17 protein-coding genes are annotated in these 23,708 nt (G+C 56.0%); 2 read left to right on the top strand and 15 right to left on the bottom strand.

Annotated features, from left to right (window positions below):
• Positions 1 to 27: 27 nt before the first annotated feature.
• A complete protein-coding gene (locus VGM18_20015) occupies positions 28 to 1,437 on the top strand; it encodes a hypothetical protein (protein HEY3975299.1) in 1,410 nt (469 codons plus the stop codon).
• 94 nt (positions 1,438 to 1,531) lie between these two features.
• Here the strand turns inward: VGM18_20015 and VGM18_20010 are convergent, their stop codons facing one another.
• Positions 1,532 to 1,864 carry a hypothetical protein gene (locus tag VGM18_20010; GenBank protein HEY3975298.1) on the bottom strand — a complete coding sequence of 111 codons (333 nt, stop codon included), beginning with the start codon at positions 1,862 to 1,864 and terminating at the stop codon, positions 1,532 to 1,534.
• A gap of 156 nt (positions 1,865 to 2,020) precedes the next feature.
• Here VGM18_20010 and VGM18_20005 point away from each other — a divergent pair, with 156 nt between their 5' ends.
• Positions 2,021 to 3,514 (top strand): hypothetical protein, encoded by a 1,494-nt coding sequence (locus VGM18_20005; protein HEY3975297.1) that lies wholly within the window; start codon positions 2,021 to 2,023, stop codon positions 3,512 to 3,514.
• Positions 3,515 to 3,573: 59 nt separating this feature from the next.
• Here the strand turns inward: VGM18_20005 and VGM18_20000 are convergent, their stop codons facing one another.
• The 14 genes from VGM18_20000 to VGM18_19935 all read right to left on the bottom strand — a co-directional run bounded on the left by VGM18_20000 (position 3,574) and on the right by VGM18_19935 (position 23,691).
• The gene (locus VGM18_20000) at positions 3,574 to 5,739 is read right to left on the bottom strand and encodes a VWA domain-containing protein (protein ID HEY3975296.1); all 2,166 of its coding nucleotides are present in this window, start codon (positions 5,737 to 5,739) and stop codon (positions 3,574 to 3,576) included.
• Between the two features lie 23 nt (positions 5,740 to 5,762).
• The gene (locus tag VGM18_19995) at positions 5,763 to 9,233 is read right to left on the bottom strand and encodes a TonB-dependent receptor (protein ID HEY3975295.1); all 3,471 of its coding nucleotides are present in this window, start codon (positions 9,231 to 9,233) and stop codon (positions 5,763 to 5,765) included.
• 270 nt (positions 9,234 to 9,503) lie between these two features.
• On the bottom strand, positions 9,504 to 11,321 hold the full coding sequence (locus VGM18_19990; protein HEY3975294.1) for an outer membrane beta-barrel protein: 1,818 nt from the start codon (positions 11,319 to 11,321) through the stop codon (positions 9,504 to 9,506).
• Positions 11,322 to 11,529: 208 nt separating this feature from the next.
• On the bottom strand, positions 11,530 to 12,102 hold the full coding sequence (gene kdpC / locus VGM18_19985) for a potassium-transporting ATPase subunit KdpC (protein HEY3975293.1): 573 nt from the start codon (positions 12,100 to 12,102) through the stop codon (positions 11,530 to 11,532).
• Positions 12,103 to 12,110: 8 nt separating this feature from the next.
• On the bottom strand, positions 12,111 to 14,138 hold the full coding sequence (gene kdpB / locus VGM18_19980) for a potassium-transporting ATPase subunit KdpB (protein ID HEY3975292.1): 2,028 nt from the start codon (positions 14,136 to 14,138) through the stop codon (positions 12,111 to 12,113).
• A 6-nt stretch (positions 14,139 to 14,144) separates the two neighbouring features.
• On the bottom strand, positions 14,145 to 15,947 hold the full coding sequence (kdpA, locus tag VGM18_19975; protein HEY3975291.1) for a potassium-transporting ATPase subunit KdpA: 1,803 nt from the start codon (positions 15,945 to 15,947) through the stop codon (positions 14,145 to 14,147).
• A gap of 1 nt (position 15,948) precedes the next feature.
• Entirely contained in the window at positions 15,949 to 16,038 is a 90-nt protein-coding gene (gene kdpF, locus VGM18_19970) for a K(+)-transporting ATPase subunit F (protein ID HEY3975290.1), read from the bottom strand.
• Between the two features lie 770 nt (positions 16,039 to 16,808).
• Positions 16,809 to 17,801: an aldo/keto reductase gene (locus VGM18_19965; GenBank protein ID HEY3975289.1), complete on the bottom strand. Its 993-nt coding sequence runs from the start codon at positions 17,799 to 17,801 to the stop codon at positions 16,809 to 16,811.
• Positions 17,802 to 17,816: 15 nt separating this feature from the next.
• On the bottom strand, positions 17,817 to 18,596 hold the full coding sequence (locus VGM18_19960; protein HEY3975288.1) for an alpha/beta hydrolase: 780 nt from the start codon (positions 18,594 to 18,596) through the stop codon (positions 17,817 to 17,819).
• A 140-nt stretch (positions 18,597 to 18,736) separates the two neighbouring features.
• Positions 18,737 to 19,387: a sigma-70 family RNA polymerase sigma factor gene (locus VGM18_19955; GenBank protein ID HEY3975287.1), complete on the bottom strand. Its 651-nt coding sequence runs from the start codon at positions 19,385 to 19,387 to the stop codon at positions 18,737 to 18,739.
• Positions 19,388 to 19,513: 126 nt separating this feature from the next.
• A complete protein-coding gene (locus tag VGM18_19950) occupies positions 19,514 to 19,678 on the bottom strand; it encodes an SDR family oxidoreductase (GenBank protein HEY3975286.1) in 165 nt (54 codons plus the stop codon).
• Between the two features lie 235 nt (positions 19,679 to 19,913).
• Positions 19,914 to 20,363: a nuclear transport factor 2 family protein gene (locus VGM18_19945; protein HEY3975285.1), complete on the bottom strand. Its 450-nt coding sequence runs from the start codon at positions 20,361 to 20,363 to the stop codon at positions 19,914 to 19,916.
• Positions 20,364 to 20,750: 387 nt separating this feature from the next.
• The gene (locus VGM18_19940; GenBank protein ID HEY3975284.1) at positions 20,751 to 22,031 is read right to left on the bottom strand and encodes a choice-of-anchor tandem repeat GloVer-containing protein; all 1,281 of its coding nucleotides are present in this window, start codon (positions 22,029 to 22,031) and stop codon (positions 20,751 to 20,753) included.
• 67 nt (positions 22,032 to 22,098) lie between these two features.
• Complete coding sequence (locus VGM18_19935; GenBank protein ID HEY3975283.1) at positions 22,099 to 23,691, bottom strand: TIGR03118 family protein; 1,593 nt, start codon at positions 23,689 to 23,691, stop codon at positions 22,099 to 22,101.
• Positions 23,692 to 23,708 lie beyond the last annotated feature (17 nt).

Here is a 23,708-nt window from a genome sequence, read left to right as displayed (position 1 = left end):
AAACTTGTGGAGACTAAAGGACTACCAATGTTTACTTCGCCTCGCCATTTCGCAGCATTTGCCGGCTTCACAATCGTTGTCGCCGCGAGTCTTTCTATGCATGCGCAGGATCTCCCCAAAGCTCCTCAGGCACAGATCTTTTCTCTGACGCCTGCCGTCGGTCCCTACACTGAGCCGGCAATCGCCGTGAATCCAGGTAATCCGCAGCAAGTCGTGGGCGTGTTTCAGGACAACGTGCATGCGTCTTACTCGACCGACTTCGGCCACTCGTGGAATCCGGCAGAAAACGTCGCACCCAAGAACTATCGTATCTCCGGCGACGTGTCGGTCGCCTTCGATAACCAGGGCCATGCCTTGGTGTGCTACATCGCCTTCGACAAACTCGGAGCTTTTAATTATTGGGCGCACGGCGCAACGCGTAATGGCATCTTTGTTCGCCGCTCGCTCGATGGCGGAAAAACCTGGGAAGCCGACCAATTTCCGGTTGCCGAGCAACCCAGTTCGCCGGGAATTCCGTTCGAGGACAAACCGATCATCGTGGCCGACAATACCAAGGGACGTTTCGCCGGCAATCTTTACGTCGGATGGACGCGCTGGCGATTGACGGATTCGCAGATGGTATTTTCGCGATCCGTCGACGATGGCAAGACGTGGTCCCAGCCCATCGAGATCGATGCGCATCCTGGACTGCCGCGCGATGACAACGGCGCCGCCGAGGGGTTCGACGGCGTCGTCGGTCGGGATGGAACGCTGTATGCGATCTGGAGCCAGAACGATGACATCATGTTCACCGAGTCGCGCGATGGCGGAAAGACTTTCTCTCACGCTCGTGCCGCCATTCATACGGCGCCCATTATGTTCGCGATTCAAACACTCGAGCGGGCCAACGGGTTCCCCCAGATTGCCATCGATCCCAAGGGCAAGCGTCTATATGTAACCTGGAGCGATTACCGCAATGGCGATCTCGATGTTTTTCTGGCAACGTCGGACGACCGAGGCAAGCATTGGGCCGCGCCGGTCCGCGTGAATAACGATCCCGTGCACAACGGCGCGGAACAATTTTTTCAGTGGCTTGCAGTGGACCCAATCGATGGCAGCGTGAATGTTATCTTCTACGATCGGCGCGGAGATCCCAGGGGGCGCAAGCAGATCGTGGTCCTGGCCCGATCGACCGACGGCGGACACACCTTCAACAACTATGCCTGGACCGATGAATCATTCGACGCGAGCGGGGTCTTTTTCGGCGACTACAGCGGACTGGCGGCGTACGGAGGGCGCGTCTATGGCATCTGGACCGAGAAGCCGCCGCCGCCGGAAGTCAAGGACAAGCCGGAACAAAGCGGTAAAGACGCAAAAGATACGAAGGAAACGAAAGAGCCGCCGCGCGGAACCGTCGTCAAAATCGGAATCGCTGTCTTCGGGGCGGCAGAGCAGTAAGTGAGGGTCGGGCGGGTAGTCAGCCTGTCACATTTCCTCCGAAACAAAAAGACGATCTGGCCAGACGATCGCCTTTTCAGGGGAGGTCAGCGACCTAACGCGAGAAGCCGCTTCCGTTGGAGCCTTCAGCGTCTTGCGTGGCCTTGGTCTCCCGGCGCTCCAGTTCCGCCTGACGCAACTGCGTGGCTTCCATGGGATTCATCCCAGCCTTCAAATTTGACTTTTCCAGAAAGTAGCGCCAGCCCTCATGGCGATCCGTCGGGCTCTGTCCGGCTTCGAAGTTCTTCAAGGTCGACTCGGCGTTCTGCCGTCCCTTGACGACCTCGACCACTCCTGCGGATTCATAAGTACGGACGTTGTGACGTATCACAACGTAAGAGGCCTTGAGTTCTTCGTGCGTCAGATGCTCTCCCTGTTTCGCTCTCAATGCTGAACGTTCATCCGGAAGGTTCAGCCGCAAGCAACACCACTCCCAGAATATGCGCGCAAGCCGCGATTGGCAAGCTGATTGCGGGATGGCGGGTTACCCGCGCTTGGCCGAATGTTCAAAACATCGTGTTACAACTGACCGAAGCACTTCCCCATGACCAGCAATGTCCGCCAAAAAAGCGCTGAATCCTTGCAGTGGGCCATCTGGCTCGGGTTGGGCTCATTGTTTTGTGCGCTGATCTCTTACAACTTCGCCGACATTGACATCTGGCATGAGATGGCCTTGATCCGGGAAAGTTTAGCGGCGGGACATCTGCTGAAGGCCGATCCGTACGCATATACCCCCACGATCCATCCCCTGGTCGATCACGAATGGGGAGCGGGCTTGATCGCATATTTCCTGACTGCCCGGCTAGGAAGTTCATCCCTGATCGTTCTCAAGTTTCTACTCGCTCTGGGCACCGCCTTTTTGTGCGTGCAGTGTTCGAAAATGCGCGGAACCGATTTTCGTCTGCTGGGAATCTGCGCTCCGCTGCCCATCGGGTTGATGTATCTGGGATTTTTCTCGGTCCTCCGCGCACAGGCGTACTCCTTCTTTTTCACGGCGCTTCTTTTAATGCTGTGGGAGTTCGATGACCGTTTCGATGACCGTCGAGCATGCACGTGGGTTTTGGCGTGGCTTGCGGTTTTCCCCGTATGGCTGAATGTGCATGGAGGTTTTGTTATCGCGATCGCCCTAACCGGATTACATATCGTCGAGCAACTTTTGCGCCGTAATCCGGTCCGGCGCCCGCTGTTACTACTGGGCGGGATGTGCGCGGAAGTATTGTTCAATCCCTACGGCGTTGCTTATGTCAGCTACCTGAAGCGGGCACTCTCCATGGCTCGCCCCTATGCTGCGGAGTGGGGACCAGTCTGGACTCTGGGCGAGCCTTTAACGGCCGGGTTCATGGCTGCTGTTCTTGTCGGCGCTTATGCCGTGGCATCGGCAGGGTTGCGTCAAACTTCGGGAATCCTTGTTCTGAGCGCAACCATGCTGGAAGCGGCGCTTCACCGCAAGCTGCTGCCGTTCTTTGCCATCGCATGGCTTTGCTACGTCCCCTCCTACCTTCAACAAAGCCGCGCGGGAATATGGCTTCTCCACTTCGCGCAAAAGAGATCGCGATTCATGCAGGCCGCATGGATCGCCCTTGCCTGCATTTGCCTGACAGCATCTACGCGGCAAGAACCGTGGAAGCTCAATGTGCCGCAACCCATCTATCCCGTGGGCGCCGTGCAATATCTCGCACGGCAACACTTCGCGGGGAATCTCATGACGCCATTCCGATTAGGAGCGTACATTTCCTGGAAGCTCTTCCCCGCCGTCAAAGTTTCTTTGGACAGTCGTTACGAGGTAGCCTATCCCGACGACGTCGTGCAGCGGGTTTTTACTTTTTACGACGCTCGTCCCGGTTGGCGAGCCATGCTCGACGGTTCCGCGACCGATGCGGTTCTCGTACCTCGAGGAGCCCCGGTCGAGAAGTTGATGAGCGGAACGAATTGGACGCGAACTTACGCCGACCAAGAATTTGAAATTTACGTCAGACCCGGGATCCGTCTTCCGTTCGAGGACTGGAGTGCCGCGTCGTTCCGCGGAGTTTTCCCTTAGTCAATATCCCACGGGCAACAATATCCTGGTCCGCCCGCCGATATGCGGATTGCGCATTCCTAGTGAGCGACGGTCGCAGTTTCCGGTCGAATCAGTAAAGCAAGCCTCGGGAATAGAAAGTGGCCGCCCGCATCATCGATGACGTTGACCTGACAGGTATAGAACCCCGGCTTCAGCGGACTCAGTGGCAGGTCCAACTGGAATACGCCGGCTCCGCGGTCGCGGGCATTCAACTCCGTCAGTTCGACCATCGTGCTTTCGAATACCTTAGCTTTACCGCGAAAAAAGCCCACGCTGCTGAGCAGGCGGATGCTGGACTTACTTTGTGCTGCCGATGGTCCTGATTGCACAGCCTCCGACGCACTCACGCGAGTCGGGTCATAAACTTCATAGTAGAGACGGAGGTGCTGGGCGGAAGAGAATACGTGGGTTACATTCGGAATAATTTCCGTTCCGCCGCGAATCAAAGGATTGGGAGTCGAGCCTTTCTTCGCCGGTTGCAGTTGGCTGGCCAGCACAATCGAACTCATCTTCAAGGGCTGCGACTTGAGATCCGGAATTTCCAGATCGGTTTCGAATGAACCCATGCGGCCGGTTTGGTTTTCCCGCACCACCAATTTCAGGTGATATTTGCCGGGAGTCAGACTCAACCCGGTGTCGTATTGCACGTTCTTTTTCTGAACCTGTGACGAACTATCGATAGCCAGCTTCACCGTGTCGCGAATGCGGGTCACCGGGTGCTGTTCGGTGTCGAGGACCATGCCGATCACGTCCAGCGTAGCCTGGTCTCGGTCACTGCTGCGGGTGAATGGAATCTCCGATCCGGGCACGACGAGTGAGATGGGAACGAAGAATTTCTTGGCATCGATTCGAAAATAGCCAGCGCTGAGATACAGCGGAAGATCGGTGGTCGGCAACTCGGAAGCGAGTTCTTCCTGCAACTGCAGCTCCTTGTCTTCCTTCGTGGAATGCTTGTAATCCGCGGGCGCGTAGTAGCCGCGGCGGTAGTCGATCTTCGCGCCCGGCAGATTAACTTTTACCGTGATGCGCCGGTAGCGGCCGTCTCTAGCGGGATTCGTGCTGTGAAATCCAAGCAGATAGTAGATGGACGTATCCCGTTGCACTCCCTTGAAGACTTTCGTAAAGTCGTTGGAGTCGAGGAATGCGCGTCCGCCGGTATCGGCGGCGAGCGTAACCAGCGTTTCCTGCGTGGTGAAGTTGGAGTTCAAAGCATTGATCGTAGCCTGGCCGGAATAGGCGGACGTGCCTCGCATGCTGGCATTCTGTGCCTCTCCCCCGGCCACAAACGCTTGCAGGCCGCGCAGGTCCATGGTGTAAATCGCCAGATTAGCGCGCACGGCTGCGTTGACCGCCGCCCGCAGTTCTGATTGGTTCTCGATACCGGTTCGGTCCATTCCGCTGGAAAAATAAATCAGCGACTTTTTCTGCTGGAGGTGCGAGAGCTTCTCCGCGACCGAACGCAGCCCCTCCAGCCGACGATCCGTATTGAAGATGTTGTATTCCGTATCGTCTGCGGTGAAGGGTTGACCCGTGTCGGGCGTGCCTTCGGTCGTGCCCGTGGTGCCCTCTTCGAATCCCTGACCGCTTCCGCTGCTGAAAGCCTGCAACTGTTTCTTGAGCAGATCGTGGTCCGAAGTGAAATCCTGGTTGACCAGCAGTGCGCTGCCAAGAGAAACAATCGAGACCAGATCTGCCGGAGCCATCTGTTGGTCAATGTAATTTTCGGCGGATGTGACTGCGCGGTCGATCTCGTCGGGTTCCATAGCGGAGAGATCGAAATACAGAACGATGAGCCGTCGATCCTTATACAGGTTCGCCGCATCCACCGCGGAAGGAGTTGCCGCTCCGGGATTTGCCGGTTCAGAAGCTGCGCCGGGCAGCGATTTCACCTGGGTCACATCCTGCGTCGCAACAGAGTCCACCTGCTCCAGGTCGAAAGAAGAAATCTTCTGTGGTTTGTTGTCTTCGAGGATCGTGAAATCTTCCGGCTTCAGGCCCAGCACGGGATTTCCATTCTTATCTCGCACGGTCACATTCACCAGTACAAGATCGGACTGCACGCGAAAAGTGTAATCTGCCGGCTGCTGCGAGGATTGAGAAGATCGGGAGGATTGGGTGGACTGCGAGAATGACGACGACAGCGCCGAGCACAACAGGCAAATGTCGATGCCGACCGTCAGAATCTTGCTCGCCCGTCGTTTCAAATTAAAAAACATCTCAGTTGTCCTCAAAACCGGAACCGGGCGGTCATGGTAATTTGCCGCATCGCCCCCACGCCAGTTACTCGGCCAAAGGTCGGCGAGTTGACCGACGTATCAATCGTCGTGTAGTTGGGCATATTAAAAATATTGGTGGCTTGCGCCCGCAATTCCAGCACGCGAGACTCTTTCAGCGGCACTGTTTTGGTTAACGCCATATCAAACACTTCCGTTCCAGGGCCGGTAATGCTGTTGCGGCGGGCGTCGCCATAAGGCGTTGGCTGCACGGGCGAGAATGCGGCGGTGTTGAACCATTCGCCAATCGTAGGATGCGGCAGCACAATCGATTGCCCCGGAACCAGGTTGGGACGCAGGGTGCCGTTCGTCCCGCGGTTAACCTCGGCCGCGTTGCCGATGAATCGCGGCGTGAATGGAAGCCCGGAAGCAATCGTCCAGTCTCCGCTCCACTGCCAGTCGCCGAAGATCGCGCGCAGCGGCGTATTTTCCGTCAGCCAATGCCGATCGTTTCCGAAGGGCAGTTCCCACAAATAGTCCGCGGTGAACTTATGCGTCTGATTGAAGCTGGAGAGCCCGCGCTCGGCGGAGAGATCAAAAGGATTTTGCGCCACACTCGCCGCACTGCTGGCCGACGAGCTGCCGCCACCACCAACCGGTCCGGTGCCTCCCCCGCCGAGGCCAGACCGGCCCGCGGCCGTAGTGACTCCCGCTCCAATGGAGGACGCATCGTCAATGGCTTTGGAAAAAGTATAGAGGCCGCCAACCGAAAAGCCATTGGACAAACGCTTTCGCAGGCGCACGGAACCGGCGTTGGCTTCAGAATCCCCCACCGAACTTTCGAAAGTAAAGGCCTGCGCGTACGGAACTCGAATTCCGTTGGCGTCGCGGTTGGGCGCCTGAAGCATGTCGAGGCGTGTACCTTTCGTTCCCGTGTAGTCTAGATTGAAAACCAATGTCGGGCGGATCTGCTGTTGAATGTCGAGATTGCGAATCTGCACGTAGCCGAGCCGGTAATTTGGATTCACCGCATAATTATTGGTGATGCCATTGGCCGAAGGCGGCGGAAAACCGTTCTGCAATGTAAGCTCTCCGGCGGTGGTCTGGATGTTAGTCTCCGCCGTCGAGAACGGCGGCTGAAAAGCCAACTGCTGCGCGATTCCCTGGTAAGCCCCAGTGTTGTAGTTGATTCCGTATCCACCGCGCACGACCATCTTAGAAAACGGCTTCCAGGCGAAACCCACACGCGGCGCGACATTATTGCGATCCGGCCGCACCAGACTGCCGGGCAAGTTGCCACTGTAAGGTCCAGGTTGCCCGGGCACGACCACAGCGACCACCGGCGTGCCCAGCGCCGGGTTCAACACTGCGGGCGAAAGATCGAGATTCGCAATCAGGTTGTTCTCTTCGGTTAGCGGCGAAACGTACTCGTAACGGACCCCCAGATTCAACGTCAGATTCCCGCGCACTTTCCATTCATCCTGCGCATATAAATCCCAATAGTTGCCGTGAAAGTGATAGTTGTCTTTGCCAAACTGCACAGAAGTCTGCTGCGGCAATCCAAGAGCAGGCTGGCCATTCAAGAACCCGTCATAAAGAAAATCGGCAAAATCGTATCCAGTATTGAGGCCTGTAAAGATGAACGACCCGCGCGCATTGCTGCTGGTTTCGGTGTTGAGTTGGACGCGCCGGAAGTCGCCTCCCCAACGCCACGTGTGCTTGCCATGATTCCACACCACACTGTCGGAAAAAATGTACGTCTGGTTCCGCAGCAGTTGCGGATTGACGTCTTGCAGGCTGCCGAAATTAGTGAAAGATAGAGTGGGCAATCCCCAATCGAACGGATTCGTTGAAACTCCATCGATTCCTACCGCAGCGGCAATGTTGTCGTTAAACGCGTAGAGATTCTGCGTCCGCGTCCGGCTGCGATTGAAATCGACCCTTACGCTGTTGGTCAGCTTGCCGATACTTCGCACATATCCCACTGGCACATCAAAACTCCGGACGTTCGTACTTCCGCCCACACTCGGAAACGGGTTGGTAATGCTCGCGCTCGATCCGTGATAGTGAAGGCCGAGCGTCAAATTATTGCGCGGAGCGTTGCGCCCTCCGCGCCGTCCGCGTGGGGTCGCGGCTCCGAACGTATGGTTCACACGCACGTTCAAGTCGTCGCTGTCATTCGTCGCGGAAGTCACAAAGTGAAAATTCTGAAAATCCCCGGGAAGATTCGGTTGCGGGATGTAGGGCAGCAGAGCGCCTGCCACGGGATTAATTTGAGGAAGCGTATTGTTCGGGAAAGGCGTGTTCGTCGCGGGATCGATAATCTGGACCGGTTGCCCTGCTTGCGGCCCCGTCGTATACGTCGTTCGGGAAAAATTGCCCTGCCGTTCGAGCAACGTAGGAACCGTGGAAAACTGATCGAAAGGATTCTCTCCGCGCTTACCGTTGTAGTTAACGAAGTAGAACGTCTTCGCGCCACCGTGATAGATCTTGGGTATGTTCAGCGGTCCGCCCACCGAAGCTCCGAAGCTGTTCTGCACGTAAGCTGGATTGGTCGCCGGTTCTCCGGCCAGGGCATAGGGCGCGGCATTGAGCGCCGAATCGCCGACGCCATAGTAGATCGATCCGTGGGGATGATTGATGTCGAAGCCTCGGCGCCCAACGATTGCTGAGCTCCCACCGAAGCCGCGTCCCCCACCTCCGCCGCCGGGCCCGCCGAAACTTCCGGGCCCGCCGCCGAATCCAAAACCACCCCCCTGGGCACGAGCATCGTTGATCCGTTGTTCGATCTCATCTCCACTCATCGCGTTGAGCGGATTGGATGAGTTGCCCGAGACGGCGATAGACTCGGTAGCGCTGTTCGGATCGATGCCTGGCAAAGGCATTCCTGATGGCACGACATCGGTGATCGAATTGCCACCCGCATCCTGACCACCCGCAGCCTGCTGCACAGAAAGATTCTGAAACCCACGTTGAGCCGTGCCTGGAGCCCCGGCCCTCCGCCACTCATGCGGGGCGGATTTCGTCCGAGACAAAAGTGTCAATTCGAAATTCGACAGCACATTTTGGTGCGACGCGTCGATCACGACTTGCTGCGTGGTATTGGCAAACGCCGTCATTTGTATGCCCACGGTGTAAGAGCCATAAGCCGGCACCTGCGCGGAGAAGCTTCCGTCCACGTCGGTCCAGGTGGAAATGTTCTCGTTCGAGGATGCAGGAGAAATAGATACCGCGGCGCCCGGAATCGGCATGTTGCCGGACTTTACTACGCCGTGGATGATTCCGCCTTGCGCCTGGCTTGCAGGAGGCTGTGCTGACGGAACCGGGGCTGCAGGAACTTGAGCTGGCGGAACTTGTGTTGAAGGAATCTGCGTTGAAGGAGTGTGGGCTGGCGAAATGTCAGTTGTCTGAGCCTGCCCGGAACCGCGACTAAGAACAAACAAAATCAATCCCAAAATCAGAAACCGCAAAACTAGTCTTCGCACTGCGGAAATCGACGAATCGCTTGGGCATCTTGAACCATGGCGGCAACGCGACGGAAGAACCACGACCAAACTCTGTCTGAACACTGCTTCGGCACCTCTTCTCACGCACCCCGTGGTGAAGGTGCGCACGCCATCAGTGAAATTACAAGGAGTTTTCGCTCCGCTACAATGGGCTCCCTACGATGGATGATAGCGTGATCGTCTCGCGGCCACTGTAAAACTTTGTCTGTTTGTCACCTCTTTTCCGACAACGAGGGCTTCGATTGCGCTCTAGAACTTCACCATGATAGCCGTTCTGAAACTGGGCTCGTCCCTGACCAGGTTAGGAGTCCACAGACCGCCGTTATTGCCGCAACCCGCTGCGGTCGTAGACGGCGTGTTGTCCATGCAGACGAATTCGCCAGGAGAACCATTATTGCCGCCGGGAGGAGTGATCCCGCCAGGTCCTGACCAATAGGGTTGATTCGCGTGGCGGTAGCCGAACTCCCACAGGAACGAAATGTACTGCTTGGGCATGTAGTAGAAACTGGCGGACGTATCCCAGGCTTTGAACGGCAATCCCGGAGCACTTGGGAAATAAGGAGATCCGGAAACGGCATCTGCTCCGTTGATTGGCGGAAGCAGGGTAAGGTAGCGTCCCGGATTGTCCAGCACCCCTCCGCCCAGTGTAATGGCATACAAGTCGTGCTTGAACCACCAGCGGTTATAGGCCATCCATCCCGCGAAACTCTGCTTCGGACCGCCCTTTACGCCGACAATCGGTTCATTTTTGTGGCAGCTTACGCCTCCGCCATATTCGCATCCCAGATCGCCGGTCAGAGAAAAGGCCATCTTGTCGACGAACCTTTCTGGGTGGTCGTAGTACTTGACCTCGATGCTATCGTCGGTGTGGATGCGCGAGCGGCCACCACCGGGATCGCTTGCATTCAACGTGTCTTCACCCATCCCGTAGTTGTTGAACACCATTGAGATCCACTGCTTCGGGCGGTAGAGTATCTGTCCGCCTAAACCGGGTCGATTGCCGATTCTGCCGTAAGATTGCCACCCATTGATGATCCAGGGCTCGATCTTCAATTTGTCGGTAGGAAACCACTGGATGCGAAGGCCGTTGAAAAACCAGGGGGTATTCGACGAGACAAACGAAGGCTGGTAGGCCCAGTTGTCGAAGTTGTAGTAGCTGAACAGGCCGATGTAAGAAACAAATATCCCCGCGTCAACGTTGAGCCCATGGTTCACATTGAAGTGGTATCCACCATAGGCTTCTGCAAAATATTTGTAGGCGCCCCGCAAATCCCACTGACCGCGGCCTACACTGGGATCGTTGCGCGGGGTAGTAACGCCAAACATCCCTCCCATAGTCAATACTCTGCCCCGGACGTTTTGCCAGTGGAAGTCTCCCCCGAAACTGATTTGCTCTACCTGAATCTCATTCGAACGGAAGATCTCGGTCGATCCGCCCAACGAATCATCCCTCGGGTGGTTGAAACTGTAAATGTAGTCTGTGTCAAATCTGATCTCTGGGGTGAAGAATTTGGAATCCCAGACCGCGTCTTTGGTGTGCGGGCTACCATTCAACCAACTCCAATCGGCATAGGCAAACGGAGCCGTGGGCTCGACTTTTTCAGGCGGCGTGGACAACCCAGCTTTCGCTTCCTGCGCGGCGGACACAGCAGGCTGGACCGCAGATTCGGAAGGAGCAGCGAATGTTGCTGAAGGAATCGGAGAGGTGGTTGCCGTCGATTCCTCAATAACAGGCGATGCCGGTTGGACCACCGCGCGGCCTTTCAGTTCCGCTTTGAGCTCTTCGATTTCCGCCTCCAGCGCGGCGAACTTTTTCGCAACTGCGGGCGATATTTCGGGATCCGGCGTGGAGGTTCCCGAGCGGGGGGCTACGGGAGTATTGGGCGCTCCTCCGTCGTGCACCAATGCGTTGGGCTGTGATCCATCAGACGCAGCTACTGCGGATAGGTCGCCACGCTGGGACTGGGCTTCACAGCGCTTCGCTGGAGCAAAAAGAAAAACAAACCCAAACGCAAAAGGCAAAGCCCCGGCTGTCAAGATCGCATACAACTTAGCTTTTATGTTCATGACACCCTATCTCCTGCTGATTCAAAATCTTGCTGCATCCCGCAGAGCGGCAACATCGGTTGATGTCCCTGAGATCACAGACGCGCCTTCGCCCGTTTCTGATTACATCCGGAAGGGTACAAAGGTCGAGAAAAGACATCGCATAAAAGCATTGAAGATTCATAACTGGCAATCCAATTGATCTTTCAACCCCTTCAGCGCTTAACTATCAGTGCTTAACTGCAAGATCGTCGAGGGCAAGATTGAGTTCGAGCACGTTCACGCGGGCTTCGCCGAGCAGGCCAAGGTCGCGTTGCCGAGTATGCTCCTGGACCAAATCGCGGATGGCGGATTCGGGAACGCCGCGTTCGCGAGCAACTCGACCAATTTGAAACTCGGCTGCGGCGGGCGAGATCTCCGGATCGAGGCCCGATGCGGATGTAGTGATCAGGTCCACTGGAATGGGCTGGGCGGGATTCTCCTTATGCAGATTCTTGGCATCTGTCTGAATGCGGTCGATTAGTTTCTGGTTGGTGGGCCCGAAGTTTGTTCCTCCAGAATTGGCTGCATCGTATCCGTTGCCGGCGTTTGAAGGCCGAGAGTGGAAGTACTTTGGCGAAGTAAAGGGCTGCCCAATGATGCGAGAGCCGATCGCTTCGCCGTTGCGACGAAGGATCTGGCCATTTGCCTTTTCGTAGAACAACACTTGCGCCAGGCCGGTGATCACAAGCGGATAGACCAGTCCCAGCAGAATTGTCGTGGCGATGGTCATTAGGAATGCAGTAATCAGGTTCTTCTTCATTCAGGTCCTCAGGCCAATCCGGCGGCTGTAATTATGACGTCAATGATCTTGATGCCCACGAAGGGCGCAATCAATCCACCGACGCCGTATATAAGGAGGTTGCGTCGCAGCAGAGCCTCGGCATTCATGGCGCGATATTTCACGCCTCGCAGAGCCAGCGGAATGAGCGCAATGATGATCAGCGCATTAAAGATGACGGCGGAGAGGATAGCCGACTCCGGCGTCTTGAGCTGCATGATATTCAGCGCGTTGAGTACGGGGAAGGTCCCTGCGAACATCGCCGGAATAATGGCGAAGTATTTCGCGACATCGTTGGCAATGGAGAACGTGGTGAGCGCACCGCGTGTCATCAATAGCTGCTTGCCGATTTCGACGACCTCGATGAGCTTGGTGGGATTGGAGTCGAGATCCACCATGTTTCCGGCTTCTTTCGCGGCTTGTGTGCCGGTGTTCATGGCAACGCCGACATCGGCCTGAGCCAGTGCGGGCGCGTCGTTGGTGCCGTCGCCCGTCATGGCGACGAGTTTGCCGCCGGCTTGCTCGCTGCGAATGAGCTTCAGTTTGTCCTCGGGCGTGGCCTGGGCGAGAAAATCGTCGACTCCGGCTTCGCGTGCAATGGCGGCAGCGGTCAGCGGATTGTCGCCGGTGATCATCACCGTGCGAATCCCCATCGCACGCAACTGGGCGAACCGATCGCGGATTCCTCCTTTGACCACATCCTTCAGATGAATCACGCCCATCGCACGGCGATTCTCCGAGACTACGAGCGGAGTCCCGCCCGAAGATGCGATCCGCTCAACGGCGGCGCGCACGTCCTCTGGCAGGGCCGCATTGTTCTCCTCGAGATAGCGCGCAATCGACTCGGAGGCGCCTTTGCGAATCTTATAGCCATCCAAATTGACGCCGGACATACGAGTCTGCGCCGTGAACGGAATGAATTCCGCCTCGTGATCGGCGAAGTCACGGCCCCGAAGCTTGTATTTTTCTTTGGCCAGCACAACGATGGAACGGCCCTCCGGAGTTTCATCGGCCAGAGACGACAGTTGCGCGGCGTCAGCCATTTCGGCTTCGGTCACTCCGGGTGCGGGCAGAAATTCAGTGGCCTGGCGATTTCCGAACGTGATGGTTCCGGTTTTATCGAGCAGCAGAGTATTCACATCGCCGGCGGCTTCTACAGCGCGTCCCGACATCGCAAGCACATTGTGCTGCACCAGACGGTCCATGCCGGCAATGCCAATGGCCGACAACAACCCCCCAATGGTGGTGGGGATGAGACATACCAACAGCGAGACCAGGACGAATACAGTCTGCGGCGATCCGGAATAGATGGCAAACGGTTGCAGCGTAACCACCGCCAGTAGAAAGATGATGGTCAGCCCGGCGAGCAAAATGTTGAGCGCGATTTCATTGGGCGTTTTCTGTCGCGAAGCCCCCTCTACCAGTGCAATCATGCGGTCAAGAAAAGTCTCGCCGGGGTTTGACGTGATCTTCACCTTGATGTGATCGCTGAGCACGCGCGTTCCGCCAGTGACGGCCGACCGATCGCCGCCCGCTTCGCGAATCACGGGCGCAGATTCGCCGGTGATCGCAGATTCGTCAACCGAGGCTACCCCTTCGACAATTTCCCCATCTCCCGGAATGAGTTCCCCGGCAGAGACCAAACAAATATCGCCCGTCCGCAGCTGGGCACTCGCAATCTCTTCCAATTTGTTATCGCAGGTAAAACGCTTCGCGGCGGTTTCCGACCGGGCCTTCCGCAATGTCTCTGCCTGAGCCTTACCGCGGCCTTCGGCCATCGCTTCCGCAAAGTTGGCAAATAGCACGGTAAACCAGAGCCACAACGTGATCTGTAGGTTGAAGCGAAACGCCTCATGGGGATGGAGGACCAAAAGCACGGTCGTGATCACACTCCCGATTTCCACCACGAACATCACAGGATTCCCCATCATGTTTCGAGGGTTGAGCTTGAGCAATGAACTCCAGGCGGCGTTGCCGACGAGATTCAAATTCCACATCGATTTGCGATGGCTTGCCATAGTTTCCTAGAAACTCTTTCCGGCGTTCATGAGAAGGTGTTCCAGAATCGGCCCGAGACTCAAGGCCGGGAAGAACGTGAGGGCCCCCAAAATTAGGATGACGCTGATCAACAGCAGCGTGAACATCGGCGTGGTGACCGGAAACGTTCCGAGTGATGGCGGCACATATTTCTTCTGAGCCAGGTTTCCGGCAATCGCCAGCATCGGAATAATCATGAAAAAGCGGCCCACCAGTGTTGTGATCCCCGTGGCGGTGTCGTACCAGAGTGTATTGGCAGTGAGTCCGCCGAATGCAGAACCGTTGTTTCCCGCGGACGATGTAAACGCGTAAAGGATCTGACTGAGGCCGTGGGGGCCGGGATTGGTGATGCTTGACGTTCCGAAGCCCCTCGCGGTCGAGATTCCGGTGAGCGTAAGAATGATCAACGGAAAAACCAGCGAGACCAGCATCGCCATCTTTATGTCGTAGGCCTCGATTTTCTTCCCCAAATACTCCGGCGTGCGCCCGACCATAAGTCCAGCGATAAATACGGCCAACACGACGTAAATGAGAATTCCATACATTCCCGATCCCACTCCACCGAAGATCACTTCGCTCAGCATGATGTTGACCAGCGGAACCATGCCGCCCAGCGGTGTGAATGAATCATGCCAGCCGTTGATCGCGCCGCAACTTGCATCCGTGGTCACGATGGCGAATAGCGCCGAGTTGGCAATGCCGAAGCGAACTTCCTTGCCTTCCATGTTGCCGCCCGGTTGCAGGCTCGTGGCCTGCTGTGCGACGGTCGTCGGGTACAGCGGATTTCCTTGCGCCTCTGCCCAATAGGCGACAGTCACGCCTGCCAGAAACAGGATCGCCATCGCCGACCAGACCGCCCATCCGTGAGCCGGAGAGCCGGTCATCCGGCCGAGCGTGTAGGTGAGACCCGCGCCGATAGCGAAGATGCAAAACATTTCAAAAAGATTAGTAATGGGTGTTGGATTTTCGAATGGATGGGCGCTATTCGCGTTGAAGAAGCCACCGCCGTTCGTGCCCCATTCCTTAATAATCTCCTGCGATGCGACCGGACCCTGCGCGATCGTCTGCGTCGTCACTGTGTCCATGATGGGCTTGCCGTTGGCGCCAACCACGGCTTTGCCGTCAGCCCCCACGCGCTGCACTTGTTGCGGTTCGAGCAGCTTTACCGTGTCGTAGGGCTTCAGGTTCTGCACCACTCCCTGCGAAACCATGAACAGAGATCCCACCACGCAAAATGGCAGAAGAACCCATAAACAACAGCGCACGAAATCGACCCAGAAGTTTCCCAGCGTATTCATCTGGCGGCGGGCAATGCCGCGAATGAAGGCAATCGCCAGCACGATGCCTGTGGCCGCGGACGCGAAGTTGTGAAATGCGAGCCCCGCCATCTGCGTGAGGTAGCTCATCGTCGTCTCGCCCGAATAAGCCTGCCAGTTGGTGTTGGTGGTGAACGACGCGGCTGTGTTGAAAGCAACGTGCTCGGGCGTGACCGCTCCGAAGTGCTGTGGATTGAAGGGCAGCATACCCTGAATTCGCTGGATCAAATAGAGGGCCAGCATCGACACCGCGCTGAATAGCAGCATCGCCGTAGCGTACTCGGCCCAGCGCATCTCATGATTTTCGTCAACGCATGTGACGCGGTGGAGCAAGCGCTCGATCGGTCGCAGCACCGGGTCAAGGAACGTGCGCTCGCGGGCAAACACGTGGGTCATAAAAACGCCCAGCGGCTTAGTCACAGCGAAGATCAGGCCCAGAAATACGAAAACCTGCAGCCAGCCATTGATCGTCATTTCAGAATTTCTCCGGACGCAGGAGCGCATAGAAGAGATACACGGTCACAACCGCGCTAACAATCAACATAATGAGAGACTGTATGTCCACAAGTTCCTCCTATTTCATTCGATCGCAGAAACGCACGTACGCAATCGAGCCGGCGAAAAACACAACCGTGACAGCAATCCACAGAACGTCTTGCACGCTACTCTCCTCGACTTAAGTATCGATTCCGTTGCACAAACATCACAGGGCTATGCGTTCCCTGCTTCGTCCTGGAAACTTGTTTTTCCCACTCTCAGTATTCATTACGATGAGTTCTCCTCGTCGTCTTGAGTGGTTGACTTTTGCCACGTAGAACTTCCTTCTACCGAGGCGCAGACTCATCCATTCCTTGATAAACGCCACCAGGACGCGCATTAAAAAGATTTCGGCGCGATACACGATAGCGCTAGCGCAAGCCTCATAGATGTCGCCCCTCGGCTGGTTGCTCGAAGGCAAGAGATATTTGACGCCTCGAGGCATAAGAGTGGGCTCAAGAGTTCATAAGAAATTCGTAAGGAGAATCGCACCCGCTGTTTTTCTTAAGTTCACGCGTTGGTTGAACCGCAATTAAGTTCGACCGGAAACACTGCACCGGTTTCTGCCACGTAGGAAATATCAATTGTCGGGAGTCAGACCCGGATTTGCAGCCTGGGATGCTACCGCCCGGCTTCACCGAAGACATTTCGTTAAACACAGCCGCTCAGCGACCGCTCAATTGCCCGAACTGCTCAGGATACAGCCGAGCGCAATGGCTGAGACTTGCAGATTGCTTTTTCCAACCCTACGTTTTTGCGTTTGTTGCTCCTTGCCATTTCGTGGAAACTTCTGTTCCCTTACCGGCCTACCATTTTTTGCAACTCTTCGGGATAGCGAGCGCCTTGCACTGGAATCTTAGAGGCGGCGATGTCCAGTTCGCGGAGATCTTCGGCCGTAAGTTCGAGGTCCGCCGCCCCGAGATTTTCTTCGAGACGATGAAGCTTCGTGGTGCCAGGAATCGGCACAATCCATGGCTTCTGGGCCAGCAGCCATGCCAGAGCGATCTGCGCAGGCGTCGCCTTCTTCTGTTGCGCGAACCTGCCAATCAGGTCAACCACTGCCTGATTCGCTCGGCGATTCTCTTCGGAAAAGCGAGGAGCGATGTTGCGGAAATCGCTCTTGTCGAATTTCGTATCTTCGCCGATCTTCCCCGTGAGGAAGCCCCGGCCAAGAGGACTGTAGGCAACGAACCCAATCCCCAGTTCCTCCACCAGCGGGATCAGTTCCCGTTCAGGCTCTCGCGACCAAAGAGAATACTCGGTCTGGAGTGCGGTAACCGTCTGGACATCGTGAGCGCGGCGGATGGTCTGAACTCCCGCCTCGGAGAGCCCAAAGTGTTTTACTTTGCCTTGCTGAATCAGATCCTTCACCGCTCCGGCAACTTCTTCGATCGGTACAGTCGGATCGACACGGTGCTGATACAGGAGATCGATGACATCGATCCGCAACCGCTTCAGTGAGGCCGCAACCACTTCCTTGATGTGCTCCGGTCGGCTGTCGACGCCTGTCTGTTTGCGAGTATTCGGATCGAATTTGAAGCCAAATTTGGTGGCGATCACAACCTGATCGCGAAAAGGAGCGAGCGCTTCGCCCACCAGTTCTTCGTTGGTGAATGGTCCGTAACTCTCAGCGGTATCGAAGAATGTGACACCGCGTTCGACTGCGGCACGAATCAGCGAGATGCCCTCCTGCCTGTCCATGGCTGGCCCGTAGGCATAGCTCATGCCCATGCAGCCAAGTCCGATCGCCGATACCTCTAAGTTGCTTTTTGCAAGTTTGCGCTTCTGCATTGTTCCTCCTTCGAGTTACTTCGAAACCGCGCTTGCTGCGCTCTCGATTACGTCTGCAACTTCCTTAGGATGCGAAATGTAGACTGAGTGGCTGGCTCCTGCGACTTCGATCGTATGGCTTTTGGCGCGTCTGGCATACCAACGTTCCAAGTCAGGGTTGATGGTTCGGTCGCTTCCCGCCACTATCATCCAGCTCGGTTTGTTTTTCCAGGCAGCCGTAGTGATCGTCGCTGAAAAATTGTCGGCAAAGTTGAGCACTTGCGAACGCGCCATGATTGCGGCCTGTTCGCCGGGAAGGTCAGCCGCAAACAATTCATGAAATTGTGCCGGGTCGATATACGTGAAACCATCCGGCGTTTTCTTTATGGCACCCGATTTGGCGAGGTCGCTGGGAAAGCGCTTTCCGTCTTCCGACTCTTTTTCGCCGGAATCCGGCATGTGCGCGGCGACATATACCAGGCCGACCACAGCTGGATCCGCACCTGCCTCAGTGATTACAGCTCCCCCATAGCTATGAGCGACAAGAATGCACGGGCCTTCTTGCAGCGCAAGGATTCGCCTGGTTGCAGCCACATCTTCCTTAAAGGACGTCTCCGGCTCCTGAACGATGCTGACGCTATAGCCATCCTTGACAAGAATGTCGTAGACGCCTTTCCAACCAGAGCCATCTGCCCAGGCTCCATGTACCAGAACGATGTTCTTAATCGGCGTACCAGACGTTTGGCCGACGGAATTGCTGGATATGCCAACGGCGCATAGACATGCGAGCACCGCCTTCACATAGTTCGCCATCATACAAACTCCTCAACCTTACATTTCCTTGGAAGCACTTTGCCTCCACGTTGATTGCACGAGATGTGGTGCTCCGGGAATGATGATCGGTTATGTGATCCGCCTTGCAAGGGCTGAGTCCCTCCAATCACTAAATGTGTTCGTCAAATCGATGCGGGAGGACTGCCGATGGGTTTCCGGAAATAAACTGTCAATCTTTCCCGGAGCCGGAGCCGTGCGCGAAGCAGGCGCGATTTGACGGCAACGGTGCTCAAACTCAGCGCCTCGCAGGTTTCTTTGACCGACAGTTCTTCGATATCGCGGAGAACGAACACCACTTTCAGCGCTGGTTGCAGCGAGTTCAGGCACTTGATCAGAATCTTCCGAAACTCCACCTCGCCATAGCGTTGCTGCGGATTAGGAGACCAGTCCGCCAAGTCCCTCGGGAGGGCATCGCTCTCATTCGGAAAACTACAGTCGAGCGACTCTTCCCGGAAGCTGCGCTGTTTGCGCAGTTTCATCAGGGCTTCGTTCAACACGATCCGAATCATCCACGTGGAGAACTTTGCATCCTCACGAAATTGATCCAGTTTCTGATAGGCCTTCAAGAAAGCTTCTTGAACTGCGTCTTCGGCTTCCTCGCGGTTATGCGTGACACTTCGTGCAATTCGCAGCATCCTTCTGTCGTACCTTCTTACAATCTTGTCGAAGGCTTCGACACTTCCTTTCTTTGTCGCGTGCACGAGAGTCAGGTCGTCCTCGGCTTCAAGAGGAGCCTCACGCTCCACGAGGGTTTCTATAACGTAAGTGCCCATACGCCACCTCACATTTCGTTTCGGACGGAAACGTCGCGCTCATCGCTGGTAGAACCACTTGACCGCTCTTCTTCTACTCAGCCGGGCATTCAGTAATTAGTCCCCGGCCCTTGGACCGCGGCGCTGTCAAACCTCATTAAGAGTCAACGATTGGCCGTTGAGATAGGACAATTCGTCCGAAACAAGCCATGCAACGGCGTCAGCTATTTCCTCCGGCCGCCCAATTCGGACAAGGGGATGAGCCGCGCCCGTCCTGTCGATTTCTTCACTCCCAAAAGCGGAGAGCAACATCATGAGCGACTCTATCCTTCTGCAGCGAACATCCGGCGTAACTCAAGAATCTGCGAGTGCACATCCGGCGGTAGGCCTGCGGTTCGCTGCTCATCGGCGCCGTACATTGGTTCGTCACCTTCCGGCTCACGCCGAGACAGCCTCTGTGCTCTGATCACCTCATCCGGATCGAATCCCCAAACGGATTTGAATGACATAATGCGATTCCTTCAACCGATAAACCACGTCCGTGATGTCAATATTCGATCCATTCCGTAAAGTGGGCGGCCAAGGCCGTGCGCCGCGCTGTCAAACCGTCGTAGTACTCGTCCCATTCGGCAATCTTGCCATTTTCAATACGTACAATCGAGGCTCCAGCTATCGAAACGGGAACTCTTCTGGTGAGTCCGGCGTAGAAAGGCTCGTTGACAGTGACTTGAAGTGTCCACTGCGTGATGACGTGCTCGCCGCTGACCAACGTCTGGTCGGTCCGCACGAAGTAGTCCGGATAAAGCTCTCGGGCCTTTCGGAAGAATTCAGTCACACCCTCTTTTTCCGTAAACTTCAATCCAATGCCGTGATCCTGATACCGACAATTTGCGGTGAAACAAGCGCTAGCGTCCTCAATTTGTTCCTGGTTTAAGTGCCTCAGCGCCTCCGATACGACCTTTTCTGGCGACAACGTCTGAACTGATACATCACTCATACAAGATCTCCTTCTTAGTATTTCCATGGCCAAAGCACTGTAACCTCACACGCTCTGGCGGCGTTCTCTCGCGAAAACCGTTGTGGCTGTTCAAAGACCACCAAGTGCGACTGAAGATGTCTCCAATCTGTGTTGGTGGTGCAACAGCCCTGCTGCGCGCTCGCCGATGATGACGCAAGGAGCCGTGGTATTGGCGGGCTACAACCGACCCGGAGAACCCGATCCACAGACGATGAAGTCATACTGCGACTTCAAATTCGACCTGAGCCTTTGCTGATTCGCGCGAACGCGCTCCTTGAAATCTGCGCCTGTCCGCTGTGTGCTATTCGACCTCATCACGACTACTCCTTTCCCGTTACTGCCGGAAATCCGAACAATCGAGGACGGCTAAGGAACGATTTTGTAGACCGTAGCCGATCCGCTGACTGACCCTTGGGTTGTGCCGAAAACCGTGTTGCCACGCTTCAGCAGTTCGCCGATTGGGTCCGACCCGTCATTTCCACCCGCGAATTGATGGAGTGGGGTCAGCGTCCACGTACCACCCTGCGCTGCCGGCGGAACGAGGTGAAAGAAGTTGCCGTTGCCTGTGGCGCCACCTTGCGAGGCTGTTCCAAAAAAGCCGCCGCTTCCGTCGGCCACCAAACCAGTCTGCGGCTCACCTCCATCGGTTCCGCCAGAGAAATCGTGCAAGACAACTTCAGTCCAGCTCCCTCCACTTTGCGCGGGTGGCGTTAGCTGAAAGACGACTCCCTGGCCGAACTGACCACCCTGAAAAGTGACTCCATACAAGGAGCCTTTGAACTCAAGCAAATTGGCGACGGGCTGCGCTCCATCGGTAACGTTGAAGGCGAAGATAGGCGTCTCCCTAAAATTGTTCGAACCGTCGCTGGGAGGCGTGAGTTGGAAGACTACGCCATTGTTGAATTCGCCATCGGTCTCCGTCGTACCGAAGAAATTACCTTTACCGTCGGCGATCACACCTATTTGCGGCTGGCCGCCATCCGCACCACAGGCGAAGTGGAAAATAACAGTCTCCTCGAATGTGCCGCCCGAAGCCGGCGTTAGTTTGTAAGCGGTGCCGCAATTGGAGGTGCCGCCAAAGCTCGTGGTTCCGAAAGTCGTTCCGTTTTGATTCAACAGGGAACCGAGAGGGCCGGAACCGTCCCCGCTGTTTTGGCCCTGAAAGTTCTCAAGCACTTTTTCAATCCAGGGACCATTGGAACTAGTGGGAGGGCTTAAACGAAAGATAGTTCCATTATTTGCCGTGCCCCCCATAAGCGTCGAACTGACGAGGTCGTCGTTCGATGCAACCACCAAGGGCGAACTGGGAAACCCTCCATCATTGCCATCGGCGAATGAAAAAATGACTTTCTCCGTCCAATTTGTCTTTCCGGCCGCCGGTGGTTTCAGCATGAAAATTGCGCCAAAACCGTTCGCTCCGCCGAATTCGGCTGAGCCGAACAGATTGCCTGCCGGATCCGCTTGCACCCCCGCCATTGGCGCTTGCCCATCACCCGCCTTGTTAAAGACATGCAGAACCTGAAAAGCCGATTGCGCCGCCAAAGGTTTCGATGTGCTTGCAAAAACCACAGCTATGACGAGCAAGCTAAAGATGACGCGAGCACAATGCGTTTTGTTTTTGTCTGGAAACATTTGTATTTTTTTCATGAGATCAATCCTTTTCTTAAGTATTTTGTCGCGGCACCGAAGTGCTCCCTGACCTGAGCTGTTGGACTTAGTTAATGGTTACGTTTACGGCGCTGGTGTGCGTCAGTGAGCCGGAGGTGCCCGTCACCATCACGTTCACCTGACTTCCCTGCGGTGGAGTCTTCGAGTTGCTACCGCCGCAACCCAGTGCAAACACTGAGACGAGAAGCAGTAGACCTAGCAGGCCTATCCACAGACTGCTCTTCCGCACAAGAAACTTTCTTTTGCGAGTAGTCAGAACAGTTCCGAACAGTCCCAGCCCAGGCAGCAGCAGTGCCGCACCACCGCCATAGCCCCCACTCGGCGCCGTCGCAGCGACAGTGATCGACAAGGTTGAGCTCGACGCACTAGATCCGGGTGAGATCGTTGACGGATTGAGAGCGCACGTCAGACCAGTCGGTGCAGAGCAGGTAAGGGAAATTTGCCCGTTAAAGCCTCCGACCGCGCCCGCGGTGATCTTGAGACTCGACGTACCGCCCGGACTGATCGTTGCGCCTGGGGCCGAGACAGTCAGGGAAAAATCGGGACCATTGGCCGCGGCTGCAGGCGCAATGGCGGCAAACACTGCGGTCGTGCTTCCTCCCGTTGGGAAATTAGGCTGGTTGTTGCCTCCGGCCGTGATATACAGCGTGCCCGGATCCCCAGAGGCGCCGCCTCCGCCAACCACCATGTCCCACAATCCGGGGTTCACCAATGCCGTTGGAGGGTTCGCTGTGTTGGTGAGCTGGCCGAGAAATTTCCCGGTTGTATCGAACGCGCTGATGGTACCGTCGCCAAAGTTTCCCACCAGGACCGCACCGGCGAACGTTCCGAAGCTAGCCGGAGCTATAGTTATGCCCCAGGGAGCGTTCAGATTGTTGCCAGTACCGGCCGCTACGAGTGTTTTCACGAAATTACCACTCGTGTCGAAGATATCCACCTGGCCCTGACCGGCGCCGGGAACGGAATCGTGCTTTGGACCATCCTGCATCGCGTAGGCGATATAAACCATGCCATTCACGACATGGATGCCATGGGGAGCAAAGCCGGCCGGAGGGGCGGTAGCAGTCCCATTCGTGAAGGAGCCAGCTAGGTTCGTGGGTTGAATATTTGAATCGTAGACGTCAACTTTGCCGCTGTTGAAGTTTGCTGCCAAAAGTGACGTGCCCGTAATGGCGAGTCCTTTGTAAACCGCGCCACTCGCCGAATTATCGAAGGCTACGTTTGCGTTGTTGCTGCTTCCATTCCAACTGGTGATCAATCCATCTTCTGTGTCAAAGAGAAAAGTTCCTCCACCGAAGGAGCTACCGCTTCCGTTGTATACAGTTCCGGTTGGGCATCCAGGACTGCAATTCCCATTTGGGTTGTGTGCCGCCCCCGGTATGGTCACCACCAGCTGAGCGTTTTTGACTCCATTGTTGTCATAGAGCGTGGAAGTGCCGCTGTTATTATTGGCGATCCAGAAATCTTGTTGCGGAGCGAAAGCGATTCCCCATGGGTTCAATAGTTGAGGATCTGTAGTTTTAGCGCCGGCCACATTCGAGACGAGGTTGGTCTGCGAATAGCCGGCCTGCTGGGCCCACATACCTGTTGGAATCGCCAAGGCCAGGAGCAGGCCGAGAAGTAACGATGCTTGTTTCAAGTTGTTCTCCACAGTTT

Origin of the sequence: Candidatus Sulfotelmatobacter sp. (assembly GCA_036500765.1) — a bacterium.
Classification (GTDB): Bacteria; Acidobacteriota; Terriglobia; order Terriglobales; family Acidobacteriaceae; genus Sulfotelmatobacter.
Note: the sequence above shows the minus strand (reverse complement) of the source record. Positions and strands in the feature narration are given on the sequence as shown.

Bases quoted from the DNA above. Each gene is read 5' to 3' on its own strand.
- VGM18_20015 (HEY3975299.1), top strand. From the start codon at position 28: ATGTTTACTTCGCCTCGCCATTTCGCAGCATTTGCCGGCTTCACAATC.
- VGM18_20005 (HEY3975297.1), top strand. From the start codon at position 2,021: ATGACCAGCAATGTCCGCCAAAAAAGCGCTGAATCCTTGCAGTGGGCC.
- VGM18_19990 (HEY3975294.1), bottom strand. From the start codon at position 11,321: ATGAACATAAAAGCTAAGTTGTATGCGATCTTGACAGCCGGGGCTTTG.
- kdpC (HEY3975293.1), bottom strand. From the start codon at position 12,102: ATGAAGAAGAACCTGATTACTGCATTCCTAATGACCATCGCCACGACA.
- kdpB (HEY3975292.1), bottom strand. From the start codon at position 14,138: ATGGCAAGCCATCGCAAATCGATGTGGAATTTGAATCTCGTCGGCAAC.
- kdpA (HEY3975291.1), bottom strand. From the start codon at position 15,947: ATGACGATCAATGGCTGGCTGCAGGTTTTCGTATTTCTGGGCCTGATC.
- VGM18_19965 (HEY3975289.1), bottom strand. From the start codon at position 17,801: ATGCAGAAGCGCAAACTTGCAAAAAGCAACTTAGAGGTATCGGCGATC.
- VGM18_19960 (HEY3975288.1), bottom strand. From the start codon at position 18,596: ATGATGGCGAACTATGTGAAGGCGGTGCTCGCATGTCTATGCGCCGTT.
- VGM18_19955 (HEY3975287.1), bottom strand. From the start codon at position 19,387: ATGGGCACTTACGTTATAGAAACCCTCGTGGAGCGTGAGGCTCCTCTT.
- VGM18_19950 (HEY3975286.1), bottom strand. From the start codon at position 19,678: ATGTTGCTCTCCGCTTTTGGGAGTGAAGAAATCGACAGGACGGGCGCG.
- VGM18_19945 (HEY3975285.1), bottom strand. From the start codon at position 20,363: ATGAGTGATGTATCAGTTCAGACGTTGTCGCCAGAAAAGGTCGTATCG.
- VGM18_19940 (HEY3975284.1), bottom strand. From the start codon at position 22,031: ATGAAAAAAATACAAATGTTTCCAGACAAAAACAAAACGCATTGTGCT.